The sequence below is a fragment of the Kaistella sp. genome, assembly GCF_041824135.1.
In the GTDB taxonomy this organism is placed as follows: domain Bacteria; phylum Bacteroidota; class Bacteroidia; order Flavobacteriales; family Weeksellaceae; genus Kaistella.
The window spans coordinates 38,633-55,074 of sequence record NZ_JBGZYM010000053.1 but is presented as its reverse complement, the minus strand read 5'-3'; the positions used below and the strand labels follow the sequence as shown (position 1 = coordinate 55,074).

14 protein-coding genes, 3 tRNA genes and 1 pseudogene are annotated in these 16,442 nt (G+C 35.5%); 8 read left to right on the top strand and 10 right to left on the bottom strand.

The window, feature by feature from the left end:
- The 6 genes and pseudogenes from ACEYOS_RS06255 to ACEYOS_RS06230 all read right to left on the bottom strand — a co-directional run.
- Positions 1–117, bottom strand: a pseudogene (locus ACEYOS_RS06255) (class II fructose-bisphosphate aldolase); the annotation flags it as partial.
- 71 nt (positions 118–188) lie between these two features.
- On the bottom strand, positions 189–1,055 hold the full coding sequence (locus tag ACEYOS_RS06250; protein ID WP_373708477.1) for an NAD kinase: 867 nt from the start codon (positions 1,053–1,055) through the stop codon (positions 189–191).
- Positions 1,056–1,060: 5 nt separating this feature from the next.
- Positions 1,061–1,714: a CBS domain-containing protein gene (locus ACEYOS_RS06245; RefSeq protein WP_373708478.1), complete on the bottom strand. Its 654-nt coding sequence runs from the start codon at positions 1,712–1,714 to the stop codon at positions 1,061–1,063.
- A gap of 136 nt (positions 1,715–1,850) precedes the next feature.
- A complete protein-coding gene (locus ACEYOS_RS06240) occupies positions 1,851–2,765 on the bottom strand; it encodes a DMT family transporter (protein WP_373708479.1) in 915 nt (304 codons plus the stop codon).
- Positions 2,755–3,411, bottom strand: a complete 657-nt coding sequence (gene aat / locus ACEYOS_RS06235; protein WP_373708480.1) for a leucyl/phenylalanyl-tRNA--protein transferase — start codon at positions 3,409–3,411, stop codon at positions 2,755–2,757. The genes ACEYOS_RS06240 and aat overlap by 11 nt, the downstream gene beginning before the upstream one ends.
- Positions 3,412–3,466: 55 nt before the next feature.
- Positions 3,467–3,847, bottom strand: a complete 381-nt coding sequence (locus ACEYOS_RS06230; protein WP_373708481.1) for a DUF3127 domain-containing protein — start codon at positions 3,845–3,847, stop codon at positions 3,467–3,469.
- 159 nt (positions 3,848–4,006) lie between these two features.
- Between ACEYOS_RS06230 and ACEYOS_RS06225 the strand changes: the two genes are divergently transcribed.
- From ACEYOS_RS06225 to ACEYOS_RS06210, 4 genes are all read left to right on the top strand, one after another.
- Positions 4,007–4,091 (top strand) — tRNA-Leu (locus ACEYOS_RS06225).
- 52 nt (positions 4,092–4,143) lie between these two features.
- Positions 4,144–4,219, top strand: a tRNA-Gly gene (locus ACEYOS_RS06220).
- Positions 4,220–4,224: 5 nt separating this feature from the next.
- Positions 4,225–4,308, top strand: a tRNA-Leu gene (locus ACEYOS_RS06215).
- A 174-nt stretch (positions 4,309–4,482) separates the two neighbouring features.
- Positions 4,483–4,824 carry a hypothetical protein gene (locus ACEYOS_RS06210; RefSeq protein WP_373707355.1) on the top strand — a complete coding sequence of 114 codons (342 nt, stop codon included), beginning with the start codon at positions 4,483–4,485 and terminating at the stop codon, positions 4,822–4,824.
- A gap of 18 nt (positions 4,825–4,842) precedes the next feature.
- On the opposite strand, the gene ACEYOS_RS06205 is transcribed toward ACEYOS_RS06210, so the two are convergent.
- The 4 genes from ACEYOS_RS06205 to ACEYOS_RS06190 form a co-directional block, all read right to left on the bottom strand.
- Entirely contained in the window at positions 4,843–7,428 is a 2,586-nt protein-coding gene (locus tag ACEYOS_RS06205; RefSeq protein ID WP_373707354.1) for a hypothetical protein, read from the bottom strand.
- Positions 7,429–7,616: 188 nt separating this feature from the next.
- A complete protein-coding gene (locus ACEYOS_RS06200; protein ID WP_373707353.1) occupies positions 7,617–9,344 on the bottom strand; it encodes a WG repeat-containing protein in 1,728 nt (575 codons plus the stop codon).
- Between the two features lie 29 nt (positions 9,345–9,373).
- Positions 9,374–10,168 (bottom strand): DUF2797 domain-containing protein, encoded by a 795-nt coding sequence (locus tag ACEYOS_RS06195; protein ID WP_373707352.1) that lies wholly within the window; start codon positions 10,166–10,168, stop codon positions 9,374–9,376.
- A 74-nt stretch (positions 10,169–10,242) separates the two neighbouring features.
- Entirely contained in the window at positions 10,243–10,407 is a 165-nt protein-coding gene (locus tag ACEYOS_RS06190) for a hypothetical protein (RefSeq protein WP_373707351.1), read from the bottom strand.
- 321 nt (positions 10,408–10,728) lie between these two features.
- Here ACEYOS_RS06190 and ACEYOS_RS06185 point away from each other — a divergent pair, with 321 nt between their 5' ends.
- From ACEYOS_RS06185 to ACEYOS_RS06170, 4 genes are all read left to right on the top strand, one after another.
- Positions 10,729–11,757: a GDP-mannose 4,6-dehydratase gene (locus ACEYOS_RS06185; protein WP_373707350.1), complete on the top strand. Its 1,029-nt coding sequence runs from the start codon at positions 10,729–10,731 to the stop codon at positions 11,755–11,757.
- 96 nt (positions 11,758–11,853) lie between these two features.
- The gene (locus ACEYOS_RS06180; RefSeq protein ID WP_015807225.1) at positions 11,854–12,075 is read left to right on the top strand and encodes a DUF2795 domain-containing protein; all 222 of its coding nucleotides are present in this window, start codon (positions 11,854–11,856) and stop codon (positions 12,073–12,075) included.
- A gap of 114 nt (positions 12,076–12,189) precedes the next feature.
- A complete protein-coding gene (gene secA, locus ACEYOS_RS06175) occupies positions 12,190–15,261 on the top strand; it encodes a preprotein translocase subunit SecA (protein ID WP_373707349.1) in 3,072 nt (1,023 codons plus the stop codon).
- Positions 15,262–15,364: 103 nt separating this feature from the next.
- On the top strand, positions 15,365–16,333 hold the full coding sequence (locus tag ACEYOS_RS06170) for an ROK family protein (protein WP_373707348.1): 969 nt from the start codon (positions 15,365–15,367) through the stop codon (positions 16,331–16,333).
- Positions 16,334–16,442: the final 109 nt, after the last annotated feature.

Sequence of the window (16,442 nt, the reverse complement as noted above, 5' to 3'; positions counted from 1 at the left end):
ATTGCTTGAACCAATCACATTCACTGCGGGAAGTGCAAATTTATTTTCCTTTGCGTATTGGAAAATGTCTGTAACCATTTGCCCTGTGGCAACTCCTGCTGGAAATTTCTTGCTCATAACTGATATTTTTATAGATTTATTATTTGCTGTTTTAGGAACAGTAAAGTTAAGGATTTTAAGTGAAATATTTAATTTCTTTTATCATTACCCCAAAGCAGTTTTTGACGGATTGTTTCGTAGAAACTCAGGTTAGTCGGATGAATGAGGAGTATTTTAAAATGGGCTTTGCGCAAGATGATTTGTACATCTGTTTCCATGTGAAACAGTCTGGAATCCAGCGAAAGCGAATATTGTGGAACGCGACTCTTTACCTTTAAATGAATTTCTACATCATCATTGACAATGAGTGGACGAACATTTAAATTGTGTGGTGCAATTGGCGTAATAACGAACGTATTGTTACTTGGTGTGATAATCGGACCGCCGCAACTAAGAGAATAAGCGGTAGAACCAGTCGGGGTAGAAATGATAATTCCGTCGCCCCAGAAAGTATTTAAAAATTCACCATTAATATAGGACTCCACCGTAATCATCGCGGTTGTTTCCTTTCTGGAAATGGTGAGGTCATTTAAAGCAAAAGGAAAAAACATCGAATTGTTCGGCGAGATAATTTCAATCACCGATCGTTCACTAATTTTCATGTCTCCTTTAATAATTCCATCGAGTTCTAAAAAAACTTCATCTTTCGTAAAACTTGCTAAGAAACCAAGTCTTCCCGTATTTACACCGACCACAGGAATTTGTAAATCCTGAACAAAAAGCAGGGAATTAACAATCGTTCCATCGCCACCGAAGGTGAAAAACAAATCTACTTTCATTTCGCGCAAATCTTCTTTATGCGCAAAGGTTTCGAAGTTTTTCGAGAACTGCATTGCATTGGCCATTTCCTCATACAACACTGCCTGAACTCCTCTTTTCTCGAGTTCGGAAACAAATTTACTTAGATACAAAAAGGTATCTAAATCATTTTTTTGAGAGTAAATGGCTGCCTTCATCTTTATTAAAATTCCATATATTTTTGAAAAAATCCAAAACGATCTTTCAATAATTCTTCTTTTTCGTCGTCATAATATTTTAGAACGACGTTGTAACCGTATCTTTCAAAGGTTTCATCAATTGAACTTAGGTTTTCGCTGCTTATTTTTAAAGTAATCTGTACATCATCTTCAACAAAAGCACTGATATAACATCCGTAAATCTTTCCATTATTTGACTCGACAATCTTACAGACATCGGTCATCGAATAACTTCTTTTATTAATCTGAACAACCAACAACGCTCCGTTTTCTGAGAACAAAGGATATTTCGCAAACTCGCAGAAAACATCATCGCAGGAAAGATATCCCTGGTATTTTTCCAGTTTAGTAATAATCGGAACGACGTTGCTGTTGAAAGTATGAAAGAGTTTGATTGAATCTAAAATATTTCCATCATCCAGCAAAGCGAATTTTTCAAAATGATGTTCTAAGGTTGCCAAAGTTCCTTCAGCACTTTCCTCTAAGAATTGCTGACTTAACGCGCCCAGATAAAAACCTTTCTTTTTGATAAAGATATGAGAATAACCAAATTCTTTAGCTACCTCATTTGCCTCTTCAATGGAAGCACTGGTATTGAACGCCGGATAGTCTTTAGAAATGTAATCTTTGATAAACATTAGCCAAATTTAGCAAAATATTAAAAGAGAAAGGGTCTTTTTAAAATAAAATAAGATTTACGAAAATAAATTTGGAAACTATAATATTAATTATATATCTTTGTCGCCTTTCATTTTTACTTTTTATTAGATTTATTTAAAACCGCACGACTTTCGGGTCTTGCGGTTTTTCTTTTTTCTCCACTTTCGCTCTTAAGAAAATCAGTCCTGCAAGAATGACAAATGCGCCTACAAACTGCATCGGCGTCAAGGTTTCACCATCTAACATCCCCCAGATTACTGCAACAACAGGCATTAATAAAGTTACCGTAGATGCAAACAATGGCGTAGATATATTAAGCAACCGATAATTCAATATCATCGCTAAGCCAGTTCCGAAGATCGAAAGTAAACTCACAAAGCCTAATCCAATGAATAAATCTTTGTTAGGTTGTAGATCATTAAAGAATCCTGCGATCACCAAAGAGATGAGCGACGGGACAATTAAAACAAATGAAAATACGAAAGCAGAAAGTATTTTTGCAGGAATATCACTGAGTTTAGACTTTACAGTCGTCATTGAAATCGCATAGCCTAAAGTTGCCACGAGAAGTAAAACGATTGGAATTAACTTTAGGTCTCCACCTTCACCACCAGAAAGCGCCAAGATGCAGGCACCCGAAAAACTGATCGCTACGCCGATCAATTGTCTTTTTGTAGTTGAAAATTTCCAAAATAAAAATCCGACAATAATAACAAAAATCGGCATCATCGAATTGACGATACCTGCAATACTACTGCTAACGGCAGTTTCGGCAATCGGAAACAAAAACATCGGAATAAAATTACCGGTGATTGCCGCGAGAATAAGCCACTTCAAATGTTTTTTAGGAAATTTTTTAATGTTACTGATTGCCAGTGGAAGTAAAAGAATTCCGGCAATTAAAACGCGCAAAGCACCCACTTCGTAAGGATTAAAGTGCTCCAGTGATTTTTTAATAAGTATAAATGAAGAACCCCAAATAATGGAGAGCGTTATCAGCAAAACCCATTTTTCTTTTTCAGGATTCATGATTGTTATTGTTTTTTAATCGGTTTAAGTAGTCCTTTTTTGAAATCATGGTTGCCCCTAAACTTTCTAAATGTTCGGAGTGAATCTGACAATCTATTAATTCTAAATTTTCTGTTTGACTTTGGATAAAATGAATAAATCCAGCTTTGGAAGCGTTGCTCACCTTTGCAAACATACTTTCGCCACAAAATATTTTTCCTATTTGAATGCCGTAGAATCCACCAACCAGTTTATTATTTTGCCAAACCTCAATGCTTTTTGCGATTCCTGCTTCGTTAAGTTTTACAATTGAATTTACTAGTTCTTCAGAAAGCCAGGTTCCGTCCTGATCTTTTCGAAACATATCTTTGCATTCTTCGATGACTTCCCGGAAACATTTATTTTCGGTAAAAGTAAAAACCTCATCCCGCATAATTTTCCGCATTGACTTAGAGATTTTTAAATGTTTAGGGAAAAGAACGAATCTGGGATCGGGACACCACCAAAGAATTTCTTCGCCCGGATTATACCATGGAAATAATCCCAGTCGATAAGCGAAATATAATCTTTCGGGTGACAAATCGCCACCAATCGCCATAATGCCCGATTCTGACTCTAACAGATTGGGATCAGGAAAAGAAATTTCGTTGGAGTCCAGCAGTATCATGTGAAAATTAAATCCCGCCGTAAAAGCAGGATTTTATTAATTTTAAATTTCAATATTAGAAAGGTAAATCATCTTCGTCTTCTTCAAAAACATTAGATCCTTGCGCAGGAGCTGCAGTTGAAGATGAAGGAGTGGCTTGAGTTGGCTCATGACCAGTCATTGAATCTACTTTTTCTATTTTCCAACCTGTGATTGAGTTGAAATACTTCACATCTCCTTGTGGAGAAGTCCATTCTCTACCCCCAATATTGATTGAAACCTTCACTTTATCACCTTCATTAAGTTGATTTAGCAAATCTCCTTTATCTTTTAAAAACTCGATGCTAATCGGTTGAGGATACTGTTCTTCGGTCACAATAACCATTTCTCTTTTTTGAAAACCGCTCGGAAACGTCTGAACCTCACCTACTTTCTTTATTATTCCTTGTAATTCCATATATAAATTCGTTAAAGGTGTAAAAGTAATAAAAAGGAACTTAAAAAGAAAGTTCTGGGTCTATTTTTGAAAAATTAAAAAAATTAAAAAAAATAGTTGCTTTAGAAAGAAATTTTCTTTTATATTTGCACTCACAAAAAAAGAGAAGAAGTTCAGTTAGCGGATGTGATGTAATTGGTAGCCATGCCAGACTTAGGATCTGGTGCTGTGAGGCGTGGGGGTTCGAGTCCCTTCATCCGCACCATTTTTTAGAAATATTTGTAGCTTTTACCAGCACGTTTCTAAAAAATATTATTGCGAAAATAGCTCAGCTGGTAGAGCACGACCTTGCCAAGGTCGGGGTCGCGGGTTCGAATCCCGTTTTTCGCTCCACTTTTGCCTTGGTGGTGGAATTGGTAGACACGCAGGACTTAAAATCCTGTGTCCGTAAGGATGTACGGGTTCAAGTCCCGTCCGAGGTACTTTAAACGCTGTTAATCATTTGATTAGCAGCGTTTTTTTTGTTTAATACTTCCGATTTTATTTCAAATTTTATTTTCTTTAAATCTTTTCAGGAAATACAATCATCTTGCTGTAAAGTCCTTTCAATAAATCGATGGTCCTTTTTTTGTTACTCTATTTTCAAATATACTATCATGGACAATCACAATTTAAAGACTTTATCTCAAGTTCTAAACACTTTAATTAAAAGAGGTATTACCAAGGAAATTTGTATGAATGACCAAAATCAGATGATTCTGGGAGACGGTGAGAAAATATATCAGCCAGATGATTTGATTATTGTAAAATCTTATCGTTTTGAAGGAGACAGCAATCCTGACGATAATGCTGTCCTTTATTTATTGCAAGATAAGGATGGAGAATTGGCAACAATTTTAGATTCGTACGGTGCAGAAAGTAATTACAGCGGCGAGGAGTTCGATTTATTTCTGCGTAAAATACCCATACAGGAGAACGACGAACATAATATAGACTAATTCAAAATCCGACTCCTATTAAATGGAGTCGGATTTTTTCTTAAAAAGATTTCTAAAAATCCCTTTCTCTTTTACAACCTCTTTCTTTTCCTGAATTTTCCCCTTCACTGTTTTCACTTTTTCTTTCACTTCGGACTTGGTTTGCTGCAATTCCACTTTGTTTTGTTCCAAGGCAGACTTGGTATTTTCTACAGTGTTTTTAATGGATTGTTCCGTTTTCGGCGCATTCTTTCCAATGAGCGTTTTCTTCAAACCTTGCTCAATTCCTTTCCAAAATAAATTAAAGAATGATTTTGTTTTATCGCGCTGCACTTCTTCAACGATAACTGACTCTGGATAATTCCCCGAATCTGTTTTGACAAATATATTAGCAACTGCTGACAGAATTTTATCTTTTTCGCCCGTTTGTTTCAGAATAGCGATTTTTAGATTTTGATGAACCATTTTCAAAGTTCCATTGATTCCGTGCTGCGTTCCTTTAAAATTGAAAATCAAATCAGATATTAATCCAGTAGCCTGAATTTTTAAATAAGGTTCTATAAAAGGATTAATCCTCGAGGCTGGCAAATCGGCAATATTTCCTGAGATCGTGAATGCATCATTCCTATTCGCTGTATCAAAACTCCATTTAACATTCATGGGTGATGCGTTCATAAATTTACACGTTATCGAAATCGGAACGACCGTTGGTTTGCCTTTCATCTTTCCGGAATTGACATTTTTTACATTCATATTCAAATCGTTGAAGATGAGTTTTCCTGGACCATCACTTTTCTTAGTATCTTCTTCATACTCTAAAACTGAATTCTTAATATCTAAATTCCGGACATACATTGGAAACTTGATGGACCTCAACAATTGAGAATACATCGGCTTATCTGTCAAATCATCTTTAGGAATTTTACTACGGAAAACATTCGCTTCCACATTATTTAAAGTAACATTTTCAACCTCCAGAAATTTCTTTTCCGAAACCAGATCCCATTTACCAGTGGCATTTACCTGATTAATTTTTAAATCATATAAATCCTTTTCCGACGGAATCATTCGAATATATTGTGCTCGTGAAACAGTTGGCTTCATCGCAAAATTAGAGATATGAACCGTATTTTTATTCAATTTTAAAAGCGAGGCGGAGAGATTGTAAAATTTAGTTTTATAATTAAAATTTCTGGTGGTTAAACTATAATTACCGGTTTTGAATGGAATTCCATCTTTGATGGTTTGGTCGTTCATTTCGATTTGCTGAATATTCGCATTCAAATCTTTAAAAACCAAGGGTTGATTTTTACTGTCGATTTCTATATTGGAATTTTTAACAACTACATTTTTTATCTTCAACGGAAATTGAATTCCCTCAAAAGTTGGTTTCTTTTTCTTTGGATTATTAGCGCTTTTAATCTTTCCATTTAACTGATTCACTAAAACCGTTTCAATATCTAAGTTCAATTTATTCTTGAGAAACTCCCATTTATTAATGTTGAGTTGAAGCCGTTGGGCCGTTACATCCAAACTCGTTTTTCCTGGATGAATTGATGTTGGTTTTACCGAAACATTCAGCAAATCTGCAGATTTTGGATTAATTGTTAAACTGGCTACTTTTACATGTTGACTTGCCGAACCATAATTAATATTCTTTCCCTGAATGTCGAAATTTTCATACTGGAAAGGAATATTTCCCTTCGCTGTTTCATCATTCATCACCAACCGCGTAATTTTCATTGTCAGCTGCTCCGCGCCAAACAATGATGTTCCATTGGATTTTAAAATATTGATCTTCGCATTATTAAGTAGTACATTTTCCAGATTGACATCGTAAGTGAAACTCTTTTTCTTTTCATCTGATTTCACATCAGTCGTAAACATCTTAATTTCTGGATTCTCAAATTTTACGTTGGTGAGTGATAGCTTATTTTTTTTAATAAGAATATCTTTAAAGCTCATTTCAGTCGCCTTTACATCAAACAGATTTCGCTTTTTCGGATAATATTTTAGAAAATTCTGATAGGATAAAAGTGGGATCATTGCGAAATTCTTCACGCTCATTTGTCCATCTTCAGTGTAGATCGACTGAGCCGTGAACGCGTAAACATTATCTGGACGGAAAAAGAAATTATTGCCTTTCAGATGATACTTTTCAAAAGCGATTGGCAACTGATCATTCAGAGAATTTTCTTTCATTTGAAGATTTTCAACCGACAAATCCAGGGCTTTCACTGACAAAATTTTCTGTTGCGTATGACGAAATATTTGAATATTTCCGTTGGTGATTACAATGCTTTTAAATTTGGGTGGATCTGCTTTTTTGCCCGTTTTTGTATCAATTGGTTTGGCGAGAATTACATTAAGGTTTGGATTCTTAAGCGTTACATCATCTGTTGTAATGCTTTTTGAAAAAATCAAATCATAAATTCCCAACCTGGAAATAGAGAGCGTATCAACCGTTCCCTGCAAACCTAATTTATCCGTACGATCTGGATTTTGATTATTAACCGTAACGCCTGTCGAGATAATGTTTCCCGTTCCAGCATCTACGTCCAGGGTTTTGTAAGTAATAATATATTCAGAATTATTCTTAATGTATCGTGGCAAGTTACTTTTCAACCAAAAATTAAGGCCAAAATTAACAAGGAGAAAAAGCAACAGCAGAATCCCAAAAATTATTGAAAATAAGCGGATATATTTTTTCTTCATCTATTGTAAAAATTGTATTTCTATCTATTCTTTTGGCGGTGGAGGAGGCGGTATATTTTGACGATTCTCTATCACGAATCTTTCAGATAAACCTGATTTTAAAACTTTTCCTTTGGCATCGATCTGAAAATAAGAATTTCCCTTTCTTGCATAAATTCTGGGTTCATTTTTAGCATATCCATAAAAATCAGTTTCATTAGGATAAACTTCATCATAATAAAATCACAGAGAACCTTTCCGTCTTCAGTTATAATTCCAACCTTATCATTTCTCTTAGCGAAAATCAAACCATTTAAATATCTGAATTGATCATAAATAGGTGGAATTGTGATCTTAAAAGATTCATGGTCAATTAATCCAGTTTTTCCATTCTTTACGATAAATTTAGAATGTCTTGGTCCATATTCTGTCCAGTTTGAAATTTCATCGTATTCTACTGGAAGAATAATCTTATTTTTTAAATCTACAATTCCGAATTTTTTGTTTTTCTGAACGATAAGTTTAAAATGGTCATTAAAAATAGGATCAATTGATTCGTAACCCGACAGCATTGTTTTGTTATTAAGGTCTAAAATTTTTGCTCCATATTCAGTTTTTGCAACAAAGTAATTGGGTGAACTTTTTGGCTTTTCATCCCACTGATCAAAAACAGGATCTAGGGACTGATAAATTATTGGTACTAATTCTACATTATTGAGGTTAATAATCCCAAATCGGTTATTTTTCTTCGCAATTGAATAATCATCTCTATCAAAGTATAAACCTTCATCATAAATAAATGGAATTTTCTCATCTCCTTCTGCGTCAATTAAACCATACTTTCCTTTAAAATTCTGCGACGAAATATAATCTCCCTGAAGAGAAAATGAACTGGAATAATCATCTCTTTTAGCTTCGGCGATCTTCTTCAAATTCTTATTAAATAATCCCTCGATATTTCCTTTTTCAAAAAAATAAAATTCCGGATTAGGATTTCCATTAGAATTAAAATTTTCAATTAAATCATATTGAAGCGAAACACTATATTGACCATCATCTTTGATCATTCCAAATTTCCCCTTATTCATTACAATAGCATTTCTGTTAGAATCAAAAGAAGTTGCAGAATCAAAAACCACATTCGAAAAAGCAGGCTTTAAATCTCTGTTGAGGAAAGAATATTTCCCATTTTGTTTTACAGACGCGGGACCATTTTCAAAAAAAGTAGTTCGGTCATTTTTCCAGGCACGTTGAACGTCGTGATATAAAAAGTCAGAAAGCTGTTTTCCTTTTTTGTCGAAAAAAGCCCATTTATAATTTTTGCGAACAATGACTAAATCATCAAGCTGTTCGCTTTTTACCATTTCATAAATTATCGGAATCACTTCCTGACCTTGCTGGTTAATGAAACCATATTTTTTACCGAGAGAAACTTCGGCTAATCCATTTTTATTAAAATATCCGCCAGTGTCATATTTCAATGGAATTATTAATTCTCCTTTCGGATTGATGTAACCAACTTTATTATTCTTTTCAACACTTGCTAATCCGTTTGAGAAAATATCCATCTTGTAGTAATCACCTTTGATGACGATCTCATTTTTAGAATTGACAAAGAATTCATTATTCCCATTTTTAGAATATGCAATTCCATTCTCAAACGGATTTATAAAATCATAAACAAACGGAATTTTTATTTCTCCTTTATCATCAATGAAGCCCCATTTATTTGGTTGGATCAGTAATACTCTTTTCCAACCGGTTTCTTTATCAATTTCCTGGTATGAAATATTTGCTTTCGACAAATCAACTTTAGATTCCTGCGATTTGGACTCGCAAGAAATCATTAGAAAAGTTAATAAGCACAACAAGTATTTCATCCGATTTCCAATTCAACTACATAACCTTCATGTCCTCTTACATTAATAAAGTTTCCACCTTCGAAAGAAAGGTACTGCCCTTTAATACCATTTAGTATTCCTTCGAATTCAGGTTTCTTATCTAAAGTAAAAGAAGTTATTTTTTCTGGTGCTTCATAAGGATAATCTAACCTTGTAACGTCAGCATTTTCTGAATAGAAATTTTTGAAATCATCTGGAAAATAATTTTTTACTTTTTCCCGAAAATCGGCCAGATCCAAATCATCTTCGAAATCGTCTTCCAGCATTTTTCGCCAGTTGGTTTTATCGTTAAGATGCTCTTTCATGGCAACTTCAATCATTCCGGCTTCATAGCGATTTTCAGTTCTGGCAATTGGCAGCGCAAAAGTGGCTCCTTGGTCGATCCATCTGGTCGGGATTTGAGATTCTCTGGTTACCCCCACTTTTACATCACCAGTGTAAGCAAGATAAACGATATGTGGTTTTAATTGTATGGATTCTTCTACTGCCAGGTCACGTTCACCTACACCTAAATGAGCCGTTGACAATTCCGGGCGAATAATCGATTCACTGGCAAAAGGACTTTCGAAAAAGCATTTTTTGCAAAAACCCATTCGGTAGATCTTCTCATCATTACTGCAACTTACGCACTCGTAGCCAATATGCTTTAATTTAATATTTTTACCAATTAACTGATTCATATTAATTAAATCGTGTGAAAGGTTAAGAAAGTATTGAATAGGCTGCCCGTTTTGCGTCGCCATTTTAAGAATTTGTCCCGTGAATTTCATGCGTAAATATTTGAGTCAAATATAGAAAAAACATCCTGGATGAGGATGTTTTTAAGATGATAAAAGAAAAAATGCTACTTCATCATTTCTTTGTCTTTATTCAGTTTTTCAGCATCTGCTTTTTCAGCTTTGATGGCATTTTGCTCTTCGTCCTGAACTCCAACGGCTGTTTTTACGGTAGCAGAATCATAGCTTAAGTTGGTAGAATCATTCTCTAATAATGGATCTGGAGTTGTCAAACCACTTCGGGATTATCCATTTGGGGCGTTTCAGTTTCGTTCTTACTACATGATGTAATCATAAGAACTGTAGCGGTAATAGCTAGCGCATAATTGATGATTTGGTGTTTCATAACTTTGGTTTTTAGGATAACAAAATTACAAAAAAAACAAACAGAAATAGTATTTAAGTCTATTATAATGAATGACTTAGTTTAATTTAATATCATTCTATCTCGGTATTAAAAGATCAATTTTGATTTTAAAAAAACAGAAAAGATTTAAAAGTTGTACGAACAGATTTTTTATTAAATCCATACCTTAGCGTTTTAAATATACAGAATGAATTATCTTGTCACAGGCGGGTCGGGTTTTATAGGTTCCCATTTGGTAGAACACTTATTGAAAAATGGACATTCTGTCATTAACATTGACAATTTTGATGATTTTTACGATTATCAAATTAAAATTAAGAACACTTTAGAATCTGTTGGTAAAACGCTTGAGTTTTCTTTCCACGAGAAAGAGTTGGATATCCAGAAACTCATCTTTGAAACCTCCTCAAAAAAATACCAACTTTATTACCAGGACATTAGAGATAAAGAGGGTTTACAGACGATTTTTCAAAAACATAAGATCGATTTAATCATTCACCTGGCTGCTTTAGCGGGCGTACGTCCTTCCATTGAGCGTCCCTTAGAATACGAGGAAGTGAATATCAAAGGAACCATGAATCTTTGGGAATTGTGTAAAGATTTTGAAGTTAAAAAATTCATCAACGCTTCCAGCTCCAGCGTGTATGGCAATAATGAGAAAACGCCTTTTTCAGAAGATGATTCCGTCGACCAACCCATCTCACCTTACGCTGCTACAAAGAAATGCGGCGAAATTCTCGGACATGTTTATCATCATTTATATGGAGTTGACATGATCCATTTACGTTTTTTCACTGTTTACGGACCACGACAAAGACCCGATTTAGCGATCCATAAATTCACGAAACTCATTTCTTCAAAACAGGAAATTCCATTTTACGGCGATGGTTCTACGGCGAGAGATTACACTTTCATCGATGATATTATTGAGGGAATGCATAAATCGATCTGCTATATTGAAACTCATGACCAGGTTTATGAAATTATCAATTTAGGCGAAAATGAAGTCATCAATTTGAATGAAATGGTAATGGTTATTGAAAATGAATTAGAAAAAAAATCAGTCAAAAAAAATCTGCCACTCCAAGCCGGGGATGTCCAGAAAACCAATGCAAACATCCACAAAGCCAAAACGTTAATCGGTTATCAGCCACGAACCCATTTCCAAAATGGCATAAAAAAGTTTGTGGAATGGTTTTTGAGAAATGGTTCATGAAAAAAAATTAACAATTAATCAAAGTTTGTTGAAAATCAAAGACAAAAACATCTTTTATGTCGTTGATTTTTATATTTTTGCAAAAAATTATATTATATGTATTGGACATTAGAATTAGCTTCTTACTTAAGCGACGCACCTTGGCCTATGACGAAGGCGGAACTTATTGATTACGCAATTAGAACAGGTGCACCAATGGAGGTGGTAGAAAATCTTCAAGCCATCGAAGACGAAGGAGAGATCTATGAGTCTATTGAAGAGGTTTGGAGTGATTATCCAACCGATGATGATTTCCTCTGGAATGAAGATGAATATTAAAAAACACAGTCGATCGTCGTTTCGACAATCGACTTTTACATTTTAGAAAAATTCTAAAAATTTAAATTTAAAAATGGCCGCATGCTCCCGCGCATAAAGCCTAAAGCAAATACTATGGGATTTATAGACAATGTTCTTAAAGGCTTCCTTGGTGACAAAAATGTAACCGACCTCAAGGAAACAAAAAAAGTTTTAAATAAAATAAAAGCAGTAGAACCGAAAATTGGAGAATTATCCGACGATGGACTAAGGGCTAAGACTGCTGAGTTTAAAGAGAAATTAAAAACTGCAACTGCGAGTATTACGTCACAGATAGAGGAAACCAAAGAACAGATCAAGAATTCTACGAACGTTGATGAGAAAGAAACACTCTTTACAAAAATTGAAGCTTTGAAAAAAGACTCTTATCAAATTGAAGAGAAAGTTCTGAATGAAATTCTCCCTGAAGCATTTGCGCTGATCAAAGAAACCGCTCGCAGACTTGCACAAAACGGAGAAATTCGTGTTACCGCAACTGAGTTAGACCGGGAATTTGCAGCAACCAAAGATTTTATTGAATTAGATGGTGATACTGCCGTTTGGAAAAACCATTGGGATGCAGCTGGAACACCAATTAAATGGGACATGGTTCACTACGATGTTCAGTTCATTGGTGGTGTAGTTTTGCACAGCGGTAAAATTGCGGAGATGGCAACTGGTGAAGGTAAAACTTTAGTAGGAACCTTACCAATTTATTTGAACGCTCTTCCGGGAAGAGGTGTTCACGTAGTAACCGTAAATGATTATCTGGCAAAACGTGACTCCCTTTGGATGGGTCCAATTTATCAGTTTCATGGGATGACGATCGATTGTATTGATAATCACCAACCGAATTCTGACGCCAGAAGAAAAGCATACCAGTCAAGCATTACTTACGGAACCAACAACGAATTTGGTTTTGATTACCTGAGAGACAATATGGTTACTTCACCTTCTGAATTGGTTCAGGGTGAATTAAACTTTGCCATTGTCGATGAGGTAGATTCAGTTTTAGTAGATGATGCAAGAACACCGTTGATTATTTCTGGTCCGGTTCCGCAAGGAGACCGTCAGGAATTTGATACGTTGAAACCTTCCATTGACCGAATTGTAGAAATTCAGAAAAAGACCGTAAGTGCAATTTTCCATGAAGCGAAAAAACTGATCACCAACGGAAATACAAAAGAAGGAGGATTCAAACTTCTTCAAGCATATAGAGGTTTGCCGAAAAACAGACAGCTCATTAAATTCCTTTCTGAAAGTGGGCACAAAGCACTTCTTCAAAAAGTGGAGGGACAATATATGCAGGACAATAACAAAGACATGCCCCTTGCTGACAAGGATCTGTATTTTGTTATTGATGAAAAAAACAATCAGATTGAACTGACCGATAAAGGAGTAGAGTACATGTCTGCTGGAAATGAAGATAAAGATTTCTTCGTTTTAAACGATATCGGAACAGAGATCGCAGAAATAGAAAGACAGAACTTATCGAAAGAAGAAGAGTTCGAAGCGAAAGAAAAAATCTTCAGTGATTTCGCTGTTAAATCAGAACGAATTCATACGCTTAGTCAGTTGTTAAAAGCCTATACATTATTTGAGAAAGATGACGAATATGTAGTGATCGATGGTGAAGTGAAGATCGTAGACGAGCAAACCGGTCGTATCATGGAAGGAAGACGTTATTCTGACGGACTTCACCAGGCGATCGAAGCGAAAGAAAATGTAAAAATTGAAGCTGCTACCCAAACTTTTGCAACCGTTACCCTACAGAACTATTTCCGTATGTATAACAAGTTGGCAGGGATGACAGGTACGGCAGAAACTGAAGCAGGTGAGCTTTGGGAAATTTATAAATTGGATGTAGTGGTAATTCCTACCAACAGACCGATTAGTAGAGATGACAGACAGGATTTAGTTTACAAAACGAATCGTGAAAAATATAACGCAGTTATCGAAGAAGTTGAAAGATTAACCTCTGCCGGAAGACCAGTTTTAGTGGGAACAACCTCAGTAGAAATTTCTCAACTATTATCGAAAGCATTACAGTTGAGAAAAATTCAGCATAATGTATTGAATGCGAAACTTCACGCAAGAGAGGCAGAAATCGTAGCAATGGCTGGTGGTCCTGGAGTGGTAACCATTGCAACCAATATGGCTGGTCGTGGTACGGATATTAAATTGCAAGGAGAAGTTAAGAAAAACGGAGGTTTGGCAATTGTTGGTACAGAAAGACATGACTCGAGACGTGTTGACAGACAGTTAAGAGGTCGTGCCGGAAGACAGGGAGATCCAGGAAGCTCACAGTTCTATGTTTCATTGGAAGACAACTTGATGCGTCTTTTCGGTTCGGAAAGAATCGCGAAAATGATGGACAGAATGGGTCATAAAGAAGGTGAAGTAATTCAACACGGAATGATCTCTAAGTCTATCGAAAGAGCACAGAAAAAAGTTGAGGAGAATAACTTCGGGATCAGAAAAAAATTGTTGGAATATGACGATGTGATGAACAAACAGCGTGATGTTATCTACAAAAGAAGAAAAAACGCCTTGTTCGGTGATCACTTGAAGTATGATATTTCAAATATGATTTTTGACGTATCGGAATCATTGGTTACGAGAGGAAAATTAGAAGGAGACTTTAAAGATTTCGAACATGAGATCATTAAATATTTCACCATGGAAGCTCCGTTTACTGAAAGTGAGTTCAAAACCAAACAGGTTCCAGAATTAACGGATATTCTTTTCAAAGCAGCAACTGAAGATTACAAAATGAAGTTGAATCTCTTGAAAGAAAAGTCATTCCCAATTATAGAGAATGTATTCCAAAACCAAGGTTCAATGTTTAAAATGATTCAGGTTCCTTTCACCGATGGAATTAAAACCATGACCATCGTTACTGACTTGAAAGAAGCTCACGATACTCAATGTGATTCATTGATCAATGATTTCGAGAAAAATATTTCTCTGGCAATTATCGATGAAAACTGGAAATTACACTTACGAGAAATGGATGATCTAAGACGTTCTTCTCAAGGTGCAGTTTACGAGCAGAAAGATCCATTGGTTATTTACAAGCAAGAATCTTTTTACCTTTTCACCGAAATGGTAGAAAAAGTGAACAAAGAAATTATTTCATTCTTGTACAAAGGAGAAATCCCAGCGTAAGAATTCACAAATTATATTTTAAACTTCTTCAATTCGATTGAAGAAGTTTTTTTATTTTATTCCTTATATTTTTTGTAATTTTAGTGACTAAATAATTTCATTAATGGCATTAATAGACCTATCCAAGCAAGTAGCACTCGGCGTTGATATTGGTGGAACCAATACCAAATACGGACTCGTAAATCACCGTGGCGAAATTTTAGAAAAAGGAAAACTCAAAACTGATGATTATCCTCTTGTAGATGATTTTATAAATGCATTGTACGATGAAGTCTCTCCTTTGATCATGAAGCATTGCGGCCAAAGACAATTCGATGGAATTGGAGTCGGTGCACCCAATGCTAATTACTATACAGGAACTATTGAACAAGCTCCAAACCTTCACTGGAAAGGAATTATACCGTTTGCAAAGCTAATGACGGAGAAGTTTGAAGTTCCTTGTAAAATGACCAATGACGCCAATGCTGCAGCTTTAGGAGAAATGATGTTTGGCGCCGCCAGAGGAATGAAAGATTTTATCATGATCACTTTAGGAACCGGCGTTGGTAGTGGAATCATCGCTAACGGCCAATTAATTTACGGACATGATGGCTTTGCTGGAGAGTTGGGCCATACCATCGTAAAACCTGGTGGTAGAAAACATTGGAGCACAGGCTCAGAAGGTTCTTTAGAAGCTTACGCCTCAGCCACTGGAATCACGATCACGGCAAAAAAGATGCGTGCAGAATTTCCGCATTCAATGCTGAACGATTATCCAGAACCAGAGATCGATTCGAAGGTGGTTTATGAATGTGCCATGAAAGGAGATCCTACGGCGATAGAAGTTTTCAGATATACAGGTCAGAAATTAGGAGAAGCTTTGGCCAATTTCGTGATGTTCTCTTCACCTGAAGCGATCTTGCTTTTCGGCGGCGTCATCAAAGCTGGCGATCTTATCATGAAACCAACTAAGCTTCACATGGAAAGAAATCTTTTACCCATCTTTCGAGATAAGGTTAAATTGGTCTTCAGCGAACTCGATGAAGCTGATGCTGCAATTCTCGGAGCAAGCGCTTTGGTTTGGGAAAAGTGACTGGCTTGGTATTCCTAAAAATATAGAACTAAGAAATATTTTTAATCGTCAATGATTTTAAATATAATTTAGTTTTAATCAATTAAAAAGTATTAATTCTTACTCTCAT